The sequence below is a fragment of the Tardiphaga sp. 20_F10_N6_6 genome, from assembly GCF_052076045.1.
Lineage (GTDB): Bacteria > Pseudomonadota > Alphaproteobacteria > Rhizobiales > Xanthobacteraceae > Tardiphaga > Tardiphaga robiniae.
Genome location: NZ_CP197239.1, coordinates 5,773,137 through 5,791,729 on the forward strand (window position 1 = coordinate 5,773,137; position 18,593 = coordinate 5,791,729).

Here is an 18,593-nt window from a genome sequence, read left to right on the forward strand (position 1 = left end):
TCAGGTCAGCTCGCTCACGCCCTTGACGGCGCTGACGAGGGCAATCACGCCGAGGCTGATGATCGAGACCTGGCGATGCATTGCTTCGTTGCCGCGCCGGAATGCGATTTCGCCGAATATGGTGCCGAGCCACATCACCGGCAGGCCGAGCAACGACAGGCCGATGGTGTGGACGTTCAGCAGGCCCACGCTGACGAAAGTGATCGTTGCCGTGATCGAGGTCATCAGGAAGAACACCATCAGCGACGCACGCGTTGTCAAGCGTGGCAGCGGAACCGACATATAGTAAGCGACCACCGGCGGTCCGGGCATCGCGGCTAGCCCGTTGAACAGACCGGAGAAGAAACCGGTGATTGACGTCACCGGGCGTGGCGGGATGGCGGGCAACGCGAAGCCGCGGCCCAGCGCGAACACCGCCAGGAGCGTGATCGAACTGATAACCAGCCGCGAGATTGGCGCCGGGATTTCGGTCAGGATCAGGGTTCCCAGCGGCGATCCGATCAGCGCGCCGATCATCAGCCAGCGCAGCGAGGGCCAGTCGCAGCTCTGCGATGCCTTGCGGAAATCAAGCAGGCTGCCAGCGAGTTGCAATCCGATCGCCACTGGCACGGCCTCGGTCGGTATCATGAACAAGCCGAGCAGCGGCACAGCGGCAAGGGCAAAACCAAAGCCGGTAAAGCCGCGCAGCACCGCGGCGACGAAAATCGAGGCAATCGACAGCAAAACCAGTTTTGGCGTCAGCGCCGCACCGAGATCGCCGATCGCGATCGTCAGGTCATGCATGTCACGTGGGTCCGTCGCTCCGTCATGCTGCCACCATGGCGACATCCGTTAGCCTGGGGAGGGCCAGCGTGTCTCAATCTTTGGGCCAGATCGCCGGCGCGAACCGTTCCGCTCTGGACAGGTGCTTCGCCGCAACTGGCCCTAATCGCGCCGCATGGCCGCTGGCAGTTTCATCCCCATGGCTGGCACGCAGTGCCGACCATTGTTGAAATGATCGAGAGAGCTTTGCAATGTCCGAGCAGCAGACCCAGCGCCACCAGCTTCTCGTCACGCTGTTCGAGGCGTTCAACCGTCACGACGCCGATGGCGTGATGGCCTGCATGACCGACGATATCGTGTTCGATACCGCCGTCGGGTCGGAGATGTATGGCAACCGCATTATCGGCACCTCCGACGTGAAGGCGGCGTTCGAGAAGGTCTGGGGCGGTACGCCAGATGCGAGCTGGACCTGTACATCGCACAGCGTGTTCGGCGACCGCGGCCTATCTGAATGGATTTTCCGCGGTACAGCAGCCAACGGTACGCGGATCGAGGCCGAGGGCTGCGATCTCTTCACGTTCAAGGGCCACAAGCTCTCGCGCAAGAGTGCGTTCCGCAAGGATCGACCGGCGCTGCCGGCGAAGTCGTGATCGCGTCGTGAAGGAGGTCGCGCCGATGTCGATTGCGCCTTACGACCAGCATTACGATCCGCTGGTGTCCCCCGGTCCCGGTACCCACCGCGACTACGCCCCGACTTATTGGGCCGCCACGGCAGGAACACCGCCAGACGACGACGGCCCGATCAATGGCGACATCGATGCCGACGTCGCGATTGTCGGTTCGGGCTATACCGGGCTGGCTTGCGCGATTTTTCTGGCGCGCGAATTCGGCATCAAGGCCTTGGTGCTGGAAGCAAATCGCGTCGCCTGGGGCTGCAGCACACGCAATGGCGGGCAGGGCCAGAACGCGTCGGGCCGGCTGTCGCGTTCGCAGTGGATCGCGCGCTGGGGCCGCGATGTGGCGCTGCGGCTGCACGCGGAAATCCAGGACGGCTTCGAGACCTTCGAGGATCTGATCAAGACCGGAAATATCGATTGTGAACCGCAGCGCGGCGGCCACCTCTATCTCGCGCATCGCCAGCGGACGTTCGAGAAGATCGCAGCCGAGTCGAAAGTCCAGAACGAGGTGTTCGGCTACAAGACGCGCGTGCTGTCCGCCGAGGACGTGCGACGCGACTATGTGAACGAGGCCGAATGTGTTGGTGCTGTGCATGAGCCGCTGGGCACTGGCGTCCATCCCGCCAAACTCGCTTTCGGCTATCTGCGCATGGCGCGCGAACTCGGCGCCAAGGTGCATCCCGGCAGTCCGGTGCAGGAGATCACAACGCGCAACGGCATTCACCATCTGCGCACACCCGGCGGCACCGTGCGTGCACGCGCAGTCGGTATCGCGACCGGCGCTTACACGTCACTCGGTCTGACGCCCTTGCTGCGTGGCCGCTGCATGCCGATCATGTCCAACTCGATTGTGACGCGGCCGCTTACCGGAGCAGAGCTGGAGGCGACCGGCTTCAAGACCACCGAAGTCATCACCGACACCCGCACGCTGCGCTTCTATTATCGCCGGCTGCCCGACAACCGTGTGCAAATCGGTAGCCGCAGCGCCATCACCGGCGCGGACGCTGCAAATCCGCGGCATCTGCAGCTCCTGATCGACGGGCTGCACCGCAAGTTCCCGGCGCTCAAGGGAATCGAGATCGACTATTCCTGGTGGGGCTGGGTCGATGTCAGCCACGACATGATGCCGCGTATCTTCCGGCCCGATCCTTCGCAAACTCTGTTCTATGCGCTGGGCTACGGTGGCAATGGCGTGTCTTATTCGGCGCAGGCCGGCCGTCGCATGGCCGAGATGATCGCGGGCAAGAACTTCAAGGGGCAGGACCTACCGATCTTCACGTCGCCGCTGCCGACGCATCCGTTCTCGCCGTTCCGGCGTATCGGGCAACGCATGCTTTACAAGCTCTACCAATCGCGCGACGAAGCCGCGTAGGTCTTTCTAGCGGTCGCCCAGACGTTGATTGTGAGCTCATAGATCACGGGGCACGCAGGAGCAATCGATGTCCGCTTATGCCGGCGAGTTCAACCGATCGCTGCAACACACTCGGCGAACTTCTCAGCTGGCGTCTGATAGAGCAAGGTTTTTCGCGGCCGCTCATTGAGCTGTCTTGCGATGGCGCTAAGCTTGGCTTGACTGTGTAAGGACAGATCGGTGCCGCGCGGCAGATATTGGCGCAGTAATCTGTTGGTGTTCTCGTTTGATCCGCGCTGCCATGGGGAGCGAGGGTCACAAAAGTAGATGTCGACGTCGGTGGCCAATGCCAGTCGCTGATGGTCGGCGAGCTCCTTGCCTCTATCCCAGGTCAGGGACCGGTAGAGTTCGCCAGGCAATCGCCGTGACTGCTTGATCAGCGCAGAGACGACGCTTTCGGTGTTCTTGTTCGCAACCTTGATCAGCATCACGTAGCGCGAATGGCGTTCAACCAGCGTTGCGATGTAGCTATTTCTCGATCCGCCGATCAGATCGCCTTCCCAATGGCCTGGGACCGCACGATCTTCAACAGACGGCGGTCGTTCGCTGATGGATACGGCGTTCTTGATCTGGCCGAGTCCGGTCCGTTTCATGCTCGCGTGCCTAGAACGACGAACCGTGCGTTTCGCCCTCAGGTGCTCGAGAAGCTCCTTTTTCAACACGCCGCGCGCCTGAATGAATAGGCTGCGATAAATCGTCTCGTGTGACACCTGCTTTTCAGGCTCCGCCGGGTGTGTGCGCTTCAGCCAGCCGGCGATCTGCTCCGGCGACCATTGTCTCTGCAGTAGTCTCGATACTGTCCGTCTCAGGAAAGGACGGCAAGCCAGCTTGCAAAGCTTGGGGCGACGGGCCCGATCCCACGCGCTGTGATCAGACTGCGCAGCACGGTAGCGATCCGTTCCGCCATTGCGTTGAACCTCACGGCTGATCGTCGACGCAGATCGTCCCAGATGACGCGCTATCGATCGCAAGGAGCGGCGCATGCTGAGCCATCGGGAGATCTCCTCTCGCTCAGTAAGGCTAAGAGCCCGTTCGGCGCGACGCCGATCTGGCGGACGGATGCCTCCGGACGGAGATATAACCGAGAAAACCGATGAAGAATCCCGTTCAAACCGACGCCCAATCGAACTCATCGGCTCGCCTGCCTGCCAACGATCCCAGATCAAAGATCGCTGGGCTGCCGAGTAATAGATGCGAGGTCGCTGTTTCATGCCTGCACTCCATCTTTCCCATAAGATTAGAGTGTTGCGCTGACCAATTGAGCCCGCCCCGCTAAGCGGACGCTTCGATCATCGATGCATAATTTGCTTGAGGAATGCACGGGTTCGATCCTGTTTCGGATCTGAGAAAAAATCGGTCGGCGCGCCTTCCTCGATGATCCGGCCGGCGTCCATGAACACCACGCGGTCGGCGACCGTACGCGCGAAGCCCATCTCGTGGGTGACGCAGACCATGGTCATCCCTTCGCGGGCGAGGCCGACCATGACGTCGAGTACCTCCTGGATCATTTCTGGATCAAGCGCGGAGGTAGGCTCGTCGAATAGCATGATCTGCGGTTTCATGCACAGCGCACGCGCGATGGCGACGCGCTGCTGCTGGCCGCCGGAGAGCTGGCTCGGATATTTATCGGCCTGTTCGGAGATCCGTACGCGCTCAAGAAAATAGCGCGCGACCTCGTCGGCTTCCTGCCTCGTTGCGCCGCGGATCTTGCGTGGCGCGATGGTGAGGTTCTGCAGCACGGTCAGATGCGGAAACAGGTTGAACTGCTGGAATACCATGCCGACATCGCGGCGGACCACGTCGACATTGCGCGTCGAGTGATCCAGCTCGACGCCATTGACCATGATGCGGCCGTCGCGATGTTCTTCCAACCGGTTAATGCAACGGATCATGGTCGACTTGCCGGACCCCGAAGGCCCGCAGATCACGACGCGCTCGCCGCGCGCCACCGTGAAGTCGATGCCCTTGAGCACCTGGACGTCGCCATACCATTTGGTGACGCCGGACATCTGGATGATCGGCGCGGATGTATCCGCAGGCGCTTGCTCCATGGTGCTCTCCGAAACGTTACTCATGACGCCATCCAGCCGCCATCGACGAGAATGTTTTCGCCCGTCATGAAAGTTGCCTCGTCTGAGGCCAGAAATAGCGCTGCATTGGCGACGTCGTCGGGACGGCCCAGCCGCGGCATCGGCGTGCGGCTGGTGGAGTAGTCCATCCAGCGCGGCTCCGCGGCGCGGCCTGGTTTGCCGGTGACGATCTTGCCGGGCGCGACTGCATTGCAGATGATGTGATCCTTCGCGTAGTCCGCCGCGATCTGCCGCGTCATGTAGACGACCCCGGATTTGGAGGTGCCATAGGCGACGTCTTCCGGGCAGGCGATCATGCCGTGTTGCGAGGAGATGTTGACGAGGCGGCCGCGGGCCTCGTTGCGGATATCCTGCGTCAGCATCTGGTTGACGGCGGCGCGGGACATCAGGAATACGCCGGTAAGGTTGACCGCGAGCGTCCTGTCCCATTCGGCGAGGCTGGTGTCGGTCAGACGTTTGCCGGTGCCGATGGCGGCGTCGTTGACGAGCACGTCGAGGCGGCCGTAGCGCGCAACGGTCTGTTGGACGGCGCGGACGGTGTCGTCCTCCGAGGCGACGTCGATCTGGATGAAATCGACCTCATAACCGTCTGCACGCAGCAGCTCCAATGTCGGAGTGCCGCCTTCGCGCACGTCCATGGTGAGATCCGCGAGCATGAGCTTCGCGCCCTCGGCAGCAAACCGGCGGGCGATGGCGCGGCCGATGCCCGAGGAGGCGCCGGTGATCAGAACCGACTTTCCAGCCAGACGTTTGCTCATGCGGGTTCTCCTGCCTGCGGCAACCAGCCGAGATAGTCGCGCGCCGCATCTTCCAGATGAAATTGAGGCGTGAAGCCGGCATCCGCGGCCAGTCGCGCAATGTTCAGCGGCGCACGGTCCGTCGGCAGGCCATAGATCACGTTGCCCTCCGCCTCGATCTCCGCCATCCGCCAGCGGAATCCCGGCATGTGCGTCGCGATGATCTCGCACCATTGTGGCAGATCAGACAGCACACCGCCGCTGACGTGATAGGTGCGGTGCTTCAGCGTGTCGGAGGCGCTCACCCTCGCGACGCCGAGGGCAGCGTCACGGGAATAGATCCAATCGCCGGCCATGCTGCGCGGGAGAATCGCCTCACGGCCGTCGAAGGCCATACGGAGCACCTGATAATGCGGACTCAGCGCATCGCGGACACCGGTCTGCAATTCCCATGGGCCAAAGACCGGCCCGAGCCGAATCACGCGCACATCGAGCTTGTGAAGGTCGGCGATCCGCAGCGCCGCCTGTTCCGATGCAAGCTTTGTGATGCCGTAGAGCGCGGCTGGCGCCGGCGGCGACAAATCCTCCTCGAACAGGCCCGACGCGGCCGGTTGCGAGAAGCCGTACACTGCGACCGAACTGAGCACGGTGACGCGCTTGATGGCGGGTCGCAATGTTACGCGTTCGAGCAGATTGACGGTGCCACCGATATTGACGTCGACGATCTGGCGCGCAGCGTCATGCTCGCGCTGGGCATTCGGCGTCATCGCGGCGGTGTGGATCACGCGGTCGATGCCGGCCGTGTTCAACGCGCGGTCGACGTCGTCGGCGTTTGTGACATCGCCGGTGACCAGCGTAGCGCCGGCAAGCTCGGCGCGCATCAGCATGTCGTGGCCGGGGGCTGAGAGGTCGAACAAGATAACGGTCTCGCCGTCGGCGATCAGGCGTTCGGCGAGCGCGAGCCCGATGAAACCGCTGCCGCCGGTGATCAGTGTGGCCATGTCAGCGGGCTTTCAGTGCTTGCCGTTCCAGCCGCGCCACCCAGCGCGCGAACGGATACAGGATGACGAAGAAGATTACCGCGGCCGCCATCAGCGGCGTCGGGTTGTAGGTTTGCTCCTGGGCGATGCGGGCTGAGCGCAGCAGTTCAGGCAGCGCGACCAAGGCGGCAATTGGTGTCGCCTTGGCGAGTTCCAGCGAATTGCTGGCGAGCGGCGCCAGCACGTTGCGGATCGCCTGCGGCAGCACGATGGAGAACACCACATGCAGCGGCTTGAAACCGAGCGCCCGGGCAGCCTCGGTCTGGCCGTGGGGCACGGACAGGATGCCGGCGCGGAAGATCTCGCCATAATAGCCAGAATTGTTGAGCACGATGGCCAGCACCGCCGCGGTAAAGCCGCCGAGCGTCAGGCCCAGAAACGGCATGCCGTAGAAGATCAGGATCAGCAGCACCACCACGGGAAACGACCTGAACAGGTCGATATAGATCAGTAGCGCGATATTTACCCAGCGGTTCTTGAAGCTGTACAGCACGGCGATGGCGAGGCCGGCGAGAATGCCGAGCGGCAGCGCCACCACCGCCAGCGAGACAGTATAGATCAGCCCCTGCAGCAGCAGCGGATAGACCCGCAACAGCGACTCCCAGTTGGCGAAATTGTCCAGGAAATCTTGCATGCGATCCGCTCAACGCCCCGTGCTGTAGCGATATTCGATCCACCGGCTGGCGATCACCAGCGGCAGGAAGAAGGTGAGGTAGAACGCCGCGGCCAGCGTCAGCGGCGAGGGATTGGCGACCAGCGCCATCACGCTCTGCGCCTGTCCTAGCGTTTCCGGGAGCGATACGGCGGTGCCGAGCGCAGTACCCTTGCTGATGGAGATGGCGCGGTTGGTCAGAAGCGGGATCGCGAGGCGAACGGCCTGCGGCAGGATGATCGTGATCAGCGTCCGTAGCCGGCTGAAGCCGAGCGCGCTCGCGGCATCCCATTGCCCGCGGGGCAGTGCCATGATCGCGGACCAGAAGATCTCGGTGGAAAAGGCCGACAGCACCATGCCGAGCGCCAGCACAGTGGTTGCGAAGGGGGACAGCGTCGGGCCCAGATAAGGCAGGCCAAAATAGATGAAGACGATCACGACGAGCTGCGGCAGCGTGCGCAGCACGTCGACATAAGCAGTGATGATGAAATTGACGGGGCGCAGGTTGGCGCAGCGCAGCAGTGCCAGCGACAGGCCGAACAGCGTGCCGCAGACAATAATCAAAAGCGATACGATGACCGTCGTGCGAAAGCCCGCGAGCACCTGGGGGAAGGCGCCCGCGATGACGTCTGCATTGAAGTAGTATTCGACTATTCGCTCCATCGGGTGTCCATCAACCGCGGTCGGACCGGCTCAGGCCGGTCCGGTGCTCGCAGCTATCTTGTCAGAGCAAGCGTGCTACTTGCACGCCGGAACGTGCGAGGTGGGCTCGAAACCCTTGAAGCCGGGAGGGCCGTAACCGAAATACACAGTGTCGATGGCCGAGCCGGCATCGGGCGTTGCGCCATACCATTTCTCGTGCAGCTTGCGCAGGCGGCCGTCCAACTTCATGCATTCGATGACCGCCTCGACCTTGTTGCGATACTCGGTGTCTTCCAGGCGAAACGCATAAGCGAAGTTGCGGCCGTTGAAGTCCTTGAAACCGACCTTGATCGCCTTGTTCTGGCTGGCGGCATAGACGGTGGTCGGGATCTCATTTAGCGCTGTGAAGGCGCGGCGCGTCAGCACGGCCTGTACCGTGTCGGGGAATACATCGTAGCGCTGCACTTCGAAGCCGTATTTCTCGGCATTGGCGGTGGCCCAGGTATCCGAGATGGTGCCGCGGTTGACGGCGACGGCCTTGCCCTTGAGATCCTCGAAGCCCTTCATCTCGTCGGCGGCGCGGACGATGAAGCCGTTGCCGGTGGAGAATAGCGGCTCGGTATAGAGCATGCGCTCGGAGCGTTCGGCAGTGAGGTTGAGCGGGTTGACGAGGAATTCGGCGCGCTTGGCGAACAGCGCCGCGAACAGGCCGGAGAAATTGATGTCGACGATCTCGACCTTCGGGCGGCCGAGATCTTTACCGATCTCGTTGATCAGATCCGCACCGAAACCCTCGGGGCCGTTGGGGCCGCGCACCATCCACGGCGCGACGCCGAAGTCGGACGCGACCACCATCGGTTTGTCGGACGGATGATCGGCTTGCTGCGCGCTGGCGCCGCCGGCGAATACCGCAGTCGACAGCATCAGCGCGAACAGCCAATCCGTGGGTTTCAGTCTCATGGGGACGTCCTTTCGGGTGCGGATGTGGTGGAGATCAGGGCGTGGGGGGATGAGTGGCCTGCCAGTGACGGGCGATGTCGCCGCGCCGGCAGACCCAGGTGTTGTCGTGCTTGGCGACGTGATCGAGGAAGCGCTGCAGGCCGGCGGCGCGGCCGGGATGGCCGATCAGGCGGGTGTGCAGTCCGACCGACATCATCTTCGGCGCGGTGGCGCCTTCCGCGTAGAGCATGTCGAAGGCATCGCGCAGATAGACGAAGAAATCATCCGCCGTTGCCATCGCGCCGCGGCTGAACTTGGCGTCGTTGTTGGCAAGGCCGTAAGGCACCACGAGATGCGGCTTGCCGAGCACACGTGTCCAGTACGGCAATTCGTCGTTATAGGCGTCGGAGTCGTAGAGGAAACCGCCTTCCTCGACCACGAGGCGCCGCGTGTTCACGCTCGGCCCATAGCGGCAATACCAGCCGAGCGGACGCTCGCCGGTGGTGCGCCTGAGGCTCTCGACGGTCTTGCGAATGCGCTCGCGCTCGTCGGCCTCGGACAGCAACGGATGCCGCTCCCAGCGCCAGCCATGAGCGCAGACGTCGTAGCCGTATTCGCGAATGGCGGCGCAGGCCTCGTTGTTGCGTTCCAACGCCAGCGCGCAGCCCATGACGGTGGCGATCATGCCGCGCTCGGACAGAAGGCGCAGCACGCGCCAGAAGCCTATGCGGCTGCCATATTCGAACATCGACTCGGCAGCGAGGTCGCGGCCCTCGAAGCCGCCGCCGCCGCCTTCGGTCAGGGCCGTTTCGGTGACGCCGTCGCCATCGGCGAACGACGGCTCGGAGCCTTCTTCGTAGTTGATGCAGAAGTTGAGCGCGATTCTTGCTGCGCCCGGCCACTGCGGATGCGGCGGGGTGCGGCCGTAGCCGACGAAGTCGCGGGCGAGGTGATCATCATGCGGCATCGTTGTGATCCCTATGCGCTCTGCGGCATCACGGCGCGAACGTCGCCAGCGATATCGACGAACACGTCGTCGTCCTGCCGGCCGGTCATGCCCATGGCGACAGCGAATTCCATGGCCGCGCCGAGAACGGTCATGGGATGATGCCAGACATTGCGGGCGAAGGTGACGCTTTGATGCGCTCCGGCGATGAAGCAACGCAGGGTGGCCACATCAGGCAGGCCATCCGGGTCGGCATGGCACACGATCGCCAGGTATTGGCTGCTGCCGAGCGGTACGAAGGTCTGGGCGGAGAACGGATGACGCTCCAGCGTCGTGATTGGCAGGGGCAGACTACCAAGCCTGGCGGCGCTGCTGATCCAGAAGGAAAAGATGGCGGCGTCCTCGGCGCGACCGTCCGATGTCGGAAGATAACGCCGGCGCGCGTCGATCGGTCGCTCGGCTACATCGCCGAAGGCGGCAAAGGCGGCCGGGGACAGCGATTCGGCCGCGACGGTATGGGAAGCAGTGTGGTTCGGCGTCATTCAGGCGGGACATCTGGTTAGTCGGCCTGCTGCGAAGCGGCTCGATATTCCAATGGTATACCAGTGAACCGCCCATGCTGATTTCAGTCAAGCTGCGAAGTTCGGGAAGCTGCGTTAAATTTGGACGGAGTCCGACAAAATTGCGGGCAGCTGCAGAATTTTCGGACATGCAACCTGCAGGGATTTGCCTAATCGTGGCCTAGCCGTGAGGCTCGGGCAGGAAGATCCCGAACCGTTCGAGCAATCCTTGCCGCACATTAGTGAGATGCAGGATCATCGCCTGACGGGCTGCGGCGGCATCACGATCGATGATGGCATCGATAATCGCAAGATGCTCGCGGGTGGCGGGCAGCAGCCGGCCAGGGTTGCGCTCCACATTGCACATCCGGATCTTCTGCCGGATTTCTCCAATCAGTTTCTCAAGCGAGCGATTGCCGCAATGCCGCGCGATCTGATCATGAATTTCATCGTCGAGAGTCCAGTGAGCTGTCCCGGACACCGTCGACGCAGCAATGATCTTCTCTAGCGAGGCCCTGATCGGTGCAAGGATATCCAGTGCGATGCGGGTCGCCGCAATGAACGTCGCTTCGCTCTCCAGTACCATGCGAAGATGGACCAATTCGAGCAATTCCGCCATCTCGATTGTGCGGACCACCACGGTGCCGTTGGACAATTGCTCGAGCCGGCCTTCGCCCAGCAACCGGCTGATGCCTGCCCGCAGCGGTGTCCGCGAGACTTTCAGCCGCAGTGCAAGGCGGCGCTCTTCGATCACCTCGCCGGGCTGCAGCTGTCGCGACTCGATCAGGTTGTGCAGCTTTAAATAGGTTGCGTCTGTTATGCTGCCATTGGTCCGTGACGGGCGTTTGCTGGTTGATTTCTTTGCTTTGTTGACAGAGGGCACGGACGTTGCTTTCGACGATTGGATAGAAATGCCGCCATATCGGTAGACGTACGGTACGTTCTCGCCGCTGGCCGAGCCGAAGCTCTGGATGAGCCATCCATTCTCAATCGGTGTCACCTTTTATGCAAGACTTCGCGAAATTCCGCTGTCTTTGGATCTCCACATGACCGCTTCTGGCGCAAAGCCGCACTCTCCACGACATGGTCGACCATCCATTTTTATTCCGGAACCAGCTCTCAGTTTCTTGCGGGTTTGCCGCCGCCACTTGCGGATATATCACCTCCGATGGAGTTGACGTTGCTCCCGCGCCGCGACAAGACCTCATCCCTGTGTCCATCGACGACATAAGGTCGTTTATTGAATGCATCCCCACGAGCTGAACCAGAGAGTATCGCTCGATACAATTCATGTGGCACCCCTACGCTACAGTATCCCGCGAAACAGGTGCGCCGTAAGATAATTTGGATCCCTCCGGCATAGACAATTGCGATCCCGCTGTGCCTTGGTGTGAGAATTGTGTCGATTAGGCCGATATGATTTGCACAAGAGTAAACGCTGCATTCTGCCATCAATCACAGGCGCAATCATCGACGGTCGCTTATGAATCCGGGACGCCGGTGGTTTAAATAATTTTACAGACCCAGCCCGAATCTTCCTGCGCACGTCAACCTATCGACAATTTATCGATATGAAATGCCTGCATCGGACGACGCGTGGCTACGTAACGCGTTGCGCAGGGGCGAGGCAGATTATGGGTGGCGAGACAATACCGCGAGGCTTGTTGTTCGAGCCAGAATACGATTATCGCAGAAATTGCATCAGTTTTGAGTTCTGGAATTGTGGGAAGAGGCAGTCGGCTATCGTAAAGGTCGAGTCGCAGCTGCCTCCAGATATTGCTGTGAGGTTATTCAAGATCGCTTGGCCAAAGCTCTGGCTCAGTGCTGCTTGCACGAAACCGATCGATGGCGTCGTAGAGCTGGATTTCAAGCTGTAACGAAGCCTCTCGGCGGATGCGCTTGAGGCGGTGAGCATATCGTCAGACCTAAGATCAGCGGACCGGACTCGTCCCATCGCGATCAGATGCAATTGCGTTATCGCGTGCCTGGCGACCGGCGGATGTCGCGGTCCATAAATGGTCGAGTACGAGTGAGCCCGCGTCCTCATCAAATTCCTGTTCATGTGGTGGTGGCAAGGGAGTCGCCTGCAACAGAGCGCGGGCGAACAGATCGGAAGCTTCCTCCCCGCCGACGAAAATGCCGCCGCCTACGGGAATTTCGATCTTCGCATTCCAGCCTGGAGCCGGGCCGACTACTTCCGTCGCCAGGAGCTGAAGTTGACCTGGTGTCAGAAAGTGCGAGCTGCTCAAAGTTCCAATCCCGACGCTAAGTTCAACGCAGTCTCAACTGAAGAAATCTGCTGTATCTGGTGTCACATGAGGCGGGCGATGAATCGTGGCGACGTGGGGAGTATCCAGGGCTGAAGGTGAAGTGAAGCGGCCAGACAATACATCTTCGCCACCGCAATAGGCTGTCAGCACCATCAGACATAGTGCGGTAAAGGCCATGAGAAGAAGTAGAAACTCCGGACTCATCGTTTCTGACTCATCAGTGCGTATTTGGCCAATCGACGCTCGCAGAGATCTCAACGTAATCGCAATGGTCGCGCATGGGCGACCATATCGGTGGCCCTCAATCAAAATCTCGCAGGCACTTTATAAGTAGAACGTTGGCGCAAAAGTTATTGCTCAACGAAAATTCAGATTTGACGGCTGTCAACTCGCACCGGGTGATGCTGCCTATCCTGCCAATAAGGTCATCTGCACACCGGACGGTATCCGGTGTGTGAAATCAGACGATGGCGACCAAAGGACAGGAGAGAATAATGAAGGTGGTGATCCTTGCAGGCGGTTATGGCACGCGCCTCAGCGAGCATACGTCGGTCGTTCCCAAGCCTTTGGTCGAAATCGGCGGGCGTCCAATACTCTGGCACATCATGAAACTCTACTCGTATCATGGTCTGAACGAATTTGTGATCTGCTGCGGCTACAAGGGCTCGGTGATCAAGGACTACTTTCTGAACTATTTGCCGCACCAGGGTGATCTCACCGTCGACCTGCAGCGTAACGACGTCGAGATCCATCGCAATGCAAGCGAGCCGTGGAAGGTCACGCTCGTCGATACCGGCGAGAAGACCATGACAGGCGGGCGATTGAAGCGCGTGAAGGATTATATCGGAAACTCGACGTTCTGTCTCACTTACGGCGATGGCGTAAGCGACGTGAATGTGCAGGAGCTTATCAAGTTCCACCACGAGCAAGGAGCGCTCGCGACGGTGACAGCGGTCCAGCAGCCCGGTCGCTTCGGTGCGATTAATTTGTCGTCAGAGCGTCCACGTGCGGCCCGCTTCCGGGAAAAGGATGCGCGAGACGGGCAGGTGATCAACGGAGGTTTTTTTGTCGTCGAGCCTGAAGCACTCGACGTGATCGATGGCGACAGCACGAGCTGGGAGAACGAACCGTTGGCTCAACTTATCGATCGAGATCAGCTCGCGGTCTATCGGCATCACGGCTACTGGCAAAATATGGATACTCTGCGCGACAAGGCCGTCCTGCAGGAGTTGTGGGATACAGGAAACCCACCGTGGTGTGTCTGGGATCAGAAGTCCACGGGTCCGAGGTCCAATATTTCGCGTATGTCTGATCCGGCATTTGCCGGTCAGACTGTTAAGTGAGGGCGAAATTATGCGTGTGTTATATACAGGAGCTGATGGCTATATTGGCGCAGTACTTGGGCCAAAGCTTCTCAGCAGCGGTCATGACGCAGTTGGCATCGACACAGGCCTTTATCGCCGGGGCTGGTTGTTTGATGATGGCTGCACACGGCCAATGGTCATTTCGAAGGACACGCGCCAACTAACGACGACTGATCTTACCGGAATTGATGCGGTCGTGCACCTTGCCGAGCTGTCGAACGATCCTCTCGGCGAGAATGACCCTGGCATGACCATGGAGATCAATCACGAAGGCTCGGTCGCCTTCGCAAAGAAATGTAAGGATGCCGGCGTTCAACGATTTGTCTACGCGTCGTCATGCAGCATCTATGGCGCCTCCGGCGATGAGCTGAAGACCGAGACGTCATCGGTCGATCCGCGCACTGCTTATGCCAAATGCAAAGTTCTGGTTGAGCGCGACGTAAGGGCAATGGCCGACTCGCGCTTCACGCCGGTGTTTCTTCGCAACGCCACGGCATTCGGCGCTTCGCCGCGGCAACGTTTTGACCTGGTCTTGAACAACTTGTCCGGCTTCGCGTACACTTCTGGAACAGTGCGTGTGATGAGTGATGGGTCGCCTTTACGACCGTTGGTGCATATCGATGATATTTGCCAAGCGATTGTGTGTGCATTGGAAGCGCCCCGCGAAGCGGTGTGGGGCGAGGCCTTCAATGTCGGCGACGAGACGCAGAACTATGCGGTCCGCGACATTGCGAATATCGTCAATGAGACATTCGCCGGCTCCGTATTGACCTTTGGGCCTGCTGGAGCAGACGATCGTAGTTATCGCGTTTCATTCGCAAAGATAAAAGAGCATCTGCCAAGCTTTTGTTGCAAATGGGATGCGCGATTGGGAGCGCTGCAGCTAAAGAGCGTCTTTGAGCGCATTCAGCTTGACGAGAAAGTTTTCAATGCGGCGCCCTTTACGCGATTGGCTGAACTCCGGCATCTGCGGGATACAGAGCAATTGGATCCGCGGCTTCGTTGGACGCCAATGAAGGACATGTTTCCTGCAGTCGCGGCGGAATGACTGCAAACTAACCGCGACGTTTCCGCGCAGTCTGCATGTGTGCACCCTCGTGCCGAGTAGAATAAAGGTATTGCAATCCAGCCGAGTGCGTGATTGTCGATATTGCGCGTGCATAATTTATGCGCGTGTACCCAGATTCATACCGGTCGTCGAAAAGTTCCATTTGATTCAATGAGTTGACAAGGGGGCGTTCGTAGGTATTCTTGTTGCATTGCAGAATATTAAAGTGAGCGGCGGTAGAGGGCGCCCGAAGCAGAATTATCACCGCATAAATTTGGATTACGCATACCAGGGGTTGGTGTCGTGTCAGTAATCTTAGTGGTCGACCAGCACAGCGTCTATCGAGCCGGCCTCAAGGACGTTGTTGAGGCAAGACTTCCACACTCCAGAGTAATCGAGGCGTCTCGCCTCGAGGTTTTCGAAACGGATGATTGTTTCGACTTGATCCTGATGGATCGAGCAAGCCTCAACGACCTTTCGCTTGAGGTGCTCGCGCAGGTTTATGAGCGGCGCCCGGCGACGCGCGTTGCTATCATGTCGACGTCAAATACCCGTGCTGACGTATTTGGTTGCCTCTCGGCTGGGTTTCACGGATTTGTTTACAAGCTACAATCCGACGAAGAGTTGCTGACGGCTATCAGCGATCTGCTCACTGGACGTATCTATGTTCCACGATGGCTCGCAGATGGCGATCATGGCAGCGTTGGCAGTCAGCGTACGATGACGGTCGATGTCGACAAACTTCGTTTGACGCGTCGCCAGCATGACGTGCTGCCGTTGCTGGCGCAGGGAATGTCGAACAAAGAGATCGCACGTGAGCTGAGCATCGCCGAGGGCACGAGCAAAATTCATACAGCTGCACTTCTTCGGGCGCTTGGCGCTCGCAATAGAACCGAGGCGGCGTTCATGGCCGCAAAGATTGTTGGACCGAAAGAACGTACTGCTAGCCGCGCTTCCAGCACTCGTTTCATGATCGAGGGGATGGGTATGAATGGCGGCCGATCACGCATGAGATTTCCGGCATAGAGCTGGCTGTCGTTGATCCTGGGTAACCTGGAGTTATCCCAGCGCTGGCGACTTGCTCGGCGTAGGGTCATACAGCAACGCGCCGCGCCAGATTGTGATCGCCCCAAACGTGATGATCATAGCGGTCCCCGCGCCATTAAGCCCCATGAGCGGAAGACAGAGCGACTGGGCGACGATCAGCCCAGTAACCGATGCGAGATTGGTGAGCGTCATAACGCCATCTCGGCGAGCCGTAAACAACGCCATGGCTCCAAAATCTGCCACGTTGCGCACTGCCATTCCCGCCATGATAAGCCAGAATGCCAACAGGAAGTTTTCGATAGCCGGTTGCTTCAAGTAGGGCAAGACGAGATAGAACGCCAATCCGGTCGCTGCACCCAATGCGATTGTCGAGAGCAACGTCGTGCCTAGAAACGGCATCATCAGCTTCTGGTGTTCTGAATCGCCGCCATGATGGTGTGCCTTGATCAATATGGGGCGCTGTATCTGCAGGACGGCAATGCTCACGAAGGTGCTTACGGCATTTGCGGCCGACCAATAGAGGAAGTAAATGCCGGTCAGCTCCAGCCCGAGGAAAAACGAAACCAGATAGCGATCGATATATTGGCTTGCAACAAAACCGAGATCGCTCAGGTAAATGACGAAACCTTTCCTGATCGTGGAGAAAATTCGTTGTGGGTCGACCGCCGTCAGCGAGGTTGCTGTCCACGGCCACAGTCTGGTTGTCCAGAAGAACAGAGCCAAAGCCACGATGCTGCCGGCGAGCCAGAAGCACAGCAACGCGGTCATGGATCTGAGTTCCGGATACCAGATGGCCAGTGGGGTATAGACCAGGACCCAGAGGGCCCCGCGAATGAAGGCGCTTATGTTGGCCAGAAGGGGCTTTTGCAAATTTGATAGTAATTGGAAAACGTCGTTGCCGAAGTGCTCTAGCAGCGTAATCGAGATGACCAGCGACCATATGCTCGATCCGTTCAGAAAGTGCGTGACCGGAAAGGAAATCGTCAGCGCTAGGGCGTAAACGATGGTGACAAAGGACCAGTAGTGCCGCAGCAGGTCGATCAATTCAGCGAGCGTCAGCGTAACTGCATCCCGCACGATGAGATGGACCATGCCCATCCCGACTAGGCTCGGTCCCACCGCGACAACGCCGGCGCAAAGTCCAAAGACCCCTAACGATGAAAGATCGAGATAGCGGCCAACAAAGATGGCGAGCCCGAACTTGCATGCCAAGATGGTTACCCGCATCCCGAGGATAGCGACTGAGGTGGCAAGAAGCCCCGTTCTGACCAATGGCATGCGCTCTTTCGATTGGTGAAAGGGCTTCACTCGCAAGCGGATATGCCGCTTCACCCGATCACGTCTCTGGATGACCTTGAAAAGCAGCGTGAGCCACTCGATGGGGCCATCTGTGAAGTCCGCATTCAATCAAAAAAGGTCAGTGCATAATTGACGGTCGTCACAGAATTCGAAGATGACATCGATGCGTGAATCGCGCATATTCCGTGCGTGATAGTAAATACGTAGAATGCTCCGCTCGGCGGCAATACGCCAATATTATAGGCGCTATCATAACCAAAAATGTGCGCCAGCTAAGCGCAGTATAGTTTTCCTGACATTCGGTCTAGACCATCAGGCCGAGTTGGAACCATAGAAAACTTAGCGCACGAGCCTGAATTTTCTTAAAGTTGTCTGCATGCCACCTTCAACGCACGCTTTAACGTTGAGGGTTGGACCAATGCCGCTAGACATGGTTTCCCTAAAGCCGTCCTGCACACGCGCGCCGATTGGCCTTACTGTGCTGCCCAGCAAGATAATGCTGGATCGTACTCCCACTCCGACGATTGTTCCGCGGGGCAGAGCCCTGTTCTGGGAGGGAGAGCAACAAAACCAGAAGATCGAAATCATCGAAGGCGTCGTGCGGGCAGTGCGTCTGCTCCCCGACGGCAACCGGCAAATCCTTGCCTTTTATTGGCCAGGCGATGTTGTCATGCCCACCCAGCAGGCGTGCCAAGAATTCACAGCTGAAGCAGTTACGGACTGCCGAGTCATTCGCACCACCGTTGCTCGCGTTTGTCATCAGGGCGAGCCATGCGGGACTCATCAAGTTCTGTCGGAAACACTCTCTCTTGTACTGACGATGAGCCAGCGAACCTGCGTTGCCCGGATTGCGTGGCTTCTGCTTCGCATTCAACCTCATTTGCGCGAGGACCCGAAGCGTCCCAAGGCGCTTCGGCTGCAACTATCTCGAGCCGATATCGCCGATCATGTCGGAACATCAATTGAGACTGTCTGTCGGGCACTCGCTGATTTCAAAGCGAAAGAGCTAATTGATCTGCCAAGCCGGAAGACCATTCGCTTCATCAATCAAAATGGGTTGATGAAGGTCGCAAGCGCAAGGGCGCAGAGATAACGGATAGCGTGGTGAA

Annotated in this window: 18 protein-coding genes; 6 read left to right on the forward strand and 12 right to left on the reverse strand. The window is 59.4% G+C overall.

The window, feature by feature from the left end:
• Window positions 1-783 (reverse strand): sulfite exporter TauE/SafE family protein, encoded by a 783-nt coding sequence (locus AB7813_RS27640; protein WP_175366949.1) that lies wholly within the window; start codon window positions 781-783, stop codon window positions 1-3.
• Between the two features lie 230 nt (window positions 784-1,013).
• Between AB7813_RS27640 and AB7813_RS27645 the strand changes: the two genes are divergently transcribed.
• Window positions 1,014-1,412 carry a nuclear transport factor 2 family protein gene (locus tag AB7813_RS27645; RefSeq protein WP_175366948.1) on the forward strand — a complete coding sequence of 133 codons (399 nt, stop codon included), beginning with the start codon at window positions 1,014-1,016 and terminating at the stop codon, window positions 1,410-1,412.
• Window positions 1,413-1,437: 25 nt separating this feature from the next.
• Complete coding sequence (locus tag AB7813_RS27650) at window positions 1,438-2,811, forward strand: NAD(P)/FAD-dependent oxidoreductase (protein WP_441228881.1); 1,374 nt, start codon at window positions 1,438-1,440, stop codon at window positions 2,809-2,811.
• Between the two features lie 89 nt (window positions 2,812-2,900).
• Here the strand turns inward: AB7813_RS27650 and AB7813_RS27655 are convergent, their stop codons facing one another.
• The 10 genes from AB7813_RS27655 to AB7813_RS27700 form a co-directional block, all read right to left on the reverse strand.
• Window positions 2,901-4,061 carry an IS30 family transposase gene (locus AB7813_RS27655; protein ID WP_441228164.1) on the reverse strand — a complete coding sequence of 387 codons (1,161 nt, stop codon included), beginning with the start codon at window positions 4,059-4,061 and terminating at the stop codon, window positions 2,901-2,903.
• Window positions 4,062-4,139: 78 nt separating this feature from the next.
• Window positions 4,140-4,925 carry an amino acid ABC transporter ATP-binding protein gene (locus AB7813_RS27660; RefSeq protein ID WP_276509733.1) on the reverse strand — a complete coding sequence of 262 codons (786 nt, stop codon included), beginning with the start codon at window positions 4,923-4,925 and terminating at the stop codon, window positions 4,140-4,142.
• The gene (locus tag AB7813_RS27665; RefSeq protein ID WP_441228882.1) at window positions 4,922-5,698 is read right to left on the reverse strand and encodes an SDR family NAD(P)-dependent oxidoreductase; all 777 of its coding nucleotides are present in this window, start codon (window positions 5,696-5,698) and stop codon (window positions 4,922-4,924) included. Before AB7813_RS27665 ends, AB7813_RS27660 begins: the two co-directional genes overlap by 4 nt.
• Window positions 5,695-6,678: an NAD-dependent epimerase/dehydratase family protein gene (locus AB7813_RS27670; protein ID WP_441228883.1), complete on the reverse strand. Its 984-nt coding sequence runs from the start codon at window positions 6,676-6,678 to the stop codon at window positions 5,695-5,697. The genes AB7813_RS27665 and AB7813_RS27670 overlap by 4 nt, the downstream gene beginning before the upstream one ends.
• A 1-nt stretch (window position 6,679) precedes the next feature.
• Window positions 6,680-7,351 (reverse strand): amino acid ABC transporter permease, encoded by a 672-nt coding sequence (locus AB7813_RS27675; protein WP_441228884.1) that lies wholly within the window; start codon window positions 7,349-7,351, stop codon window positions 6,680-6,682.
• Between the two features lie 9 nt (window positions 7,352-7,360).
• A complete protein-coding gene (locus AB7813_RS27680; RefSeq protein WP_441228885.1) occupies window positions 7,361-8,032 on the reverse strand; it encodes an amino acid ABC transporter permease in 672 nt (223 codons plus the stop codon).
• A 75-nt stretch (window positions 8,033-8,107) separates the two neighbouring features.
• Entirely contained in the window at window positions 8,108-8,971 is an 864-nt protein-coding gene (locus AB7813_RS27685; RefSeq protein ID WP_441228886.1) for a substrate-binding periplasmic protein, read from the reverse strand.
• 34 nt (window positions 8,972-9,005) lie between these two features.
• Window positions 9,006-9,917: an allantoinase PuuE gene (locus AB7813_RS27690; protein WP_175366941.1), complete on the reverse strand. Its 912-nt coding sequence runs from the start codon at window positions 9,915-9,917 to the stop codon at window positions 9,006-9,008.
• An 11-nt stretch (window positions 9,918-9,928) separates the two neighbouring features.
• Window positions 9,929-10,438, reverse strand: a complete 510-nt coding sequence (locus tag AB7813_RS27695; RefSeq protein WP_093757249.1) for an ureidoglycolate lyase — start codon at window positions 10,436-10,438, stop codon at window positions 9,929-9,931.
• A 199-nt stretch (window positions 10,439-10,637) separates the two neighbouring features.
• Complete coding sequence (locus AB7813_RS27700; RefSeq protein WP_441228887.1) at window positions 10,638-11,339, reverse strand: GntR family transcriptional regulator; 702 nt, start codon at window positions 11,337-11,339, stop codon at window positions 10,638-10,640.
• Between the two features lie 1,881 nt (window positions 11,340-13,220).
• Between AB7813_RS27700 and rfbF the strand changes: the two genes are divergently transcribed.
• The 3 genes from rfbF (at window position 13,221) to AB7813_RS27715 (ending at window position 16,164) form a co-directional block, all read left to right on the forward strand.
• Complete coding sequence (gene rfbF / locus AB7813_RS27705) at window positions 13,221-14,069, forward strand: glucose-1-phosphate cytidylyltransferase (RefSeq protein WP_441228888.1); 849 nt, start codon at window positions 13,221-13,223, stop codon at window positions 14,067-14,069.
• Between the two features lie 10 nt (window positions 14,070-14,079).
• Entirely contained in the window at window positions 14,080-15,138 is a 1,059-nt protein-coding gene (locus AB7813_RS27710; protein WP_441228889.1) for an NAD-dependent epimerase/dehydratase family protein, read from the forward strand.
• Between the two features lie 303 nt (window positions 15,139-15,441).
• Window positions 15,442-16,164 carry a LuxR C-terminal-related transcriptional regulator gene (locus AB7813_RS27715; protein WP_231077834.1) on the forward strand — a complete coding sequence of 241 codons (723 nt, stop codon included), beginning with the start codon at window positions 15,442-15,444 and terminating at the stop codon, window positions 16,162-16,164.
• Between the two features lie 33 nt (window positions 16,165-16,197).
• Here the strand turns inward: AB7813_RS27715 and AB7813_RS27720 are convergent, their stop codons facing one another.
• The gene (locus AB7813_RS27720; RefSeq protein ID WP_441228890.1) at window positions 16,198-17,592 is read right to left on the reverse strand and encodes a lipopolysaccharide biosynthesis protein; all 1,395 of its coding nucleotides are present in this window, start codon (window positions 17,590-17,592) and stop codon (window positions 16,198-16,200) included.
• Window positions 17,593-17,980: 388 nt separating this feature from the next.
• Here AB7813_RS27720 and AB7813_RS27725 point away from each other — a divergent pair, with 388 nt between their 5' ends.
• A complete protein-coding gene (locus tag AB7813_RS27725; RefSeq protein WP_158596788.1) occupies window positions 17,981-18,577 on the forward strand; it encodes a Crp/Fnr family transcriptional regulator in 597 nt (198 codons plus the stop codon).
• The last annotated feature ends 16 nt before the right edge of the window (window positions 18,578-18,593 follow it).

Coding starts and splice junctions, on each gene's coding strand:
- AB7813_RS27660 (WP_276509733.1), bottom strand. CDS start 4,925: ATGAGTAACGTTTCGGAGAGCACCATGGAGCAAGCGCCTGCGGATACA.
- AB7813_RS27650 (WP_441228881.1), top strand. CDS start 1,438: ATGTCGATTGCGCCTTACGACCAGCATTACGATCCGCTGGTGTCCCCC.
- AB7813_RS27685 (WP_441228886.1), bottom strand. CDS start 8,971: ATGAGACTGAAACCCACGGATTGGCTGTTCGCGCTGATGCTGTCGACT.
- AB7813_RS27725 (WP_158596788.1), top strand. CDS start 17,981: ATGCTGGATCGTACTCCCACTCCGACGATTGTTCCGCGGGGCAGAGCC.
- AB7813_RS27670 (WP_441228883.1), bottom strand. CDS start 6,678: ATGGCCACACTGATCACCGGCGGCAGCGGTTTCATCGGGCTCGCGCTC.
- AB7813_RS27640 (WP_175366949.1), bottom strand. CDS start 783: ATGCATGACCTGACGATCGCGATCGGCGATCTCGGTGCGGCGCTGACG.
- AB7813_RS27680 (WP_441228885.1), bottom strand. CDS start 8,032: ATGGAGCGAATAGTCGAATACTACTTCAATGCAGACGTCATCGCGGGC.
- AB7813_RS27690 (WP_175366941.1), bottom strand. CDS start 9,917: ATGCCGCATGATGATCACCTCGCCCGCGACTTCGTCGGCTACGGCCGC.
- AB7813_RS27675 (WP_441228884.1), bottom strand. CDS start 7,351: ATGCAAGATTTCCTGGACAATTTCGCCAACTGGGAGTCGCTGTTGCGG.
- AB7813_RS27655 (WP_441228164.1), bottom strand. CDS start 4,061: ATGAAACAGCGACCTCGCATCTATTACTCGGCAGCCCAGCGATCTTTG.
- AB7813_RS27710 (WP_441228889.1), top strand. CDS start 14,080: ATGCGTGTGTTATATACAGGAGCTGATGGCTATATTGGCGCAGTACTT.
- rfbF (WP_441228888.1), top strand. CDS start 13,221: ATGAAGGTGGTGATCCTTGCAGGCGGTTATGGCACGCGCCTCAGCGAG.
- AB7813_RS27645 (WP_175366948.1), top strand. CDS start 1,014: ATGTCCGAGCAGCAGACCCAGCGCCACCAGCTTCTCGTCACGCTGTTC.
- AB7813_RS27695 (WP_093757249.1), bottom strand. CDS start 10,438: ATGACGCCGAACCACACTGCTTCCCATACCGTCGCGGCCGAATCGCTG.
- AB7813_RS27665 (WP_441228882.1), bottom strand. CDS start 5,698: ATGAGCAAACGTCTGGCTGGAAAGTCGGTTCTGATCACCGGCGCCTCC.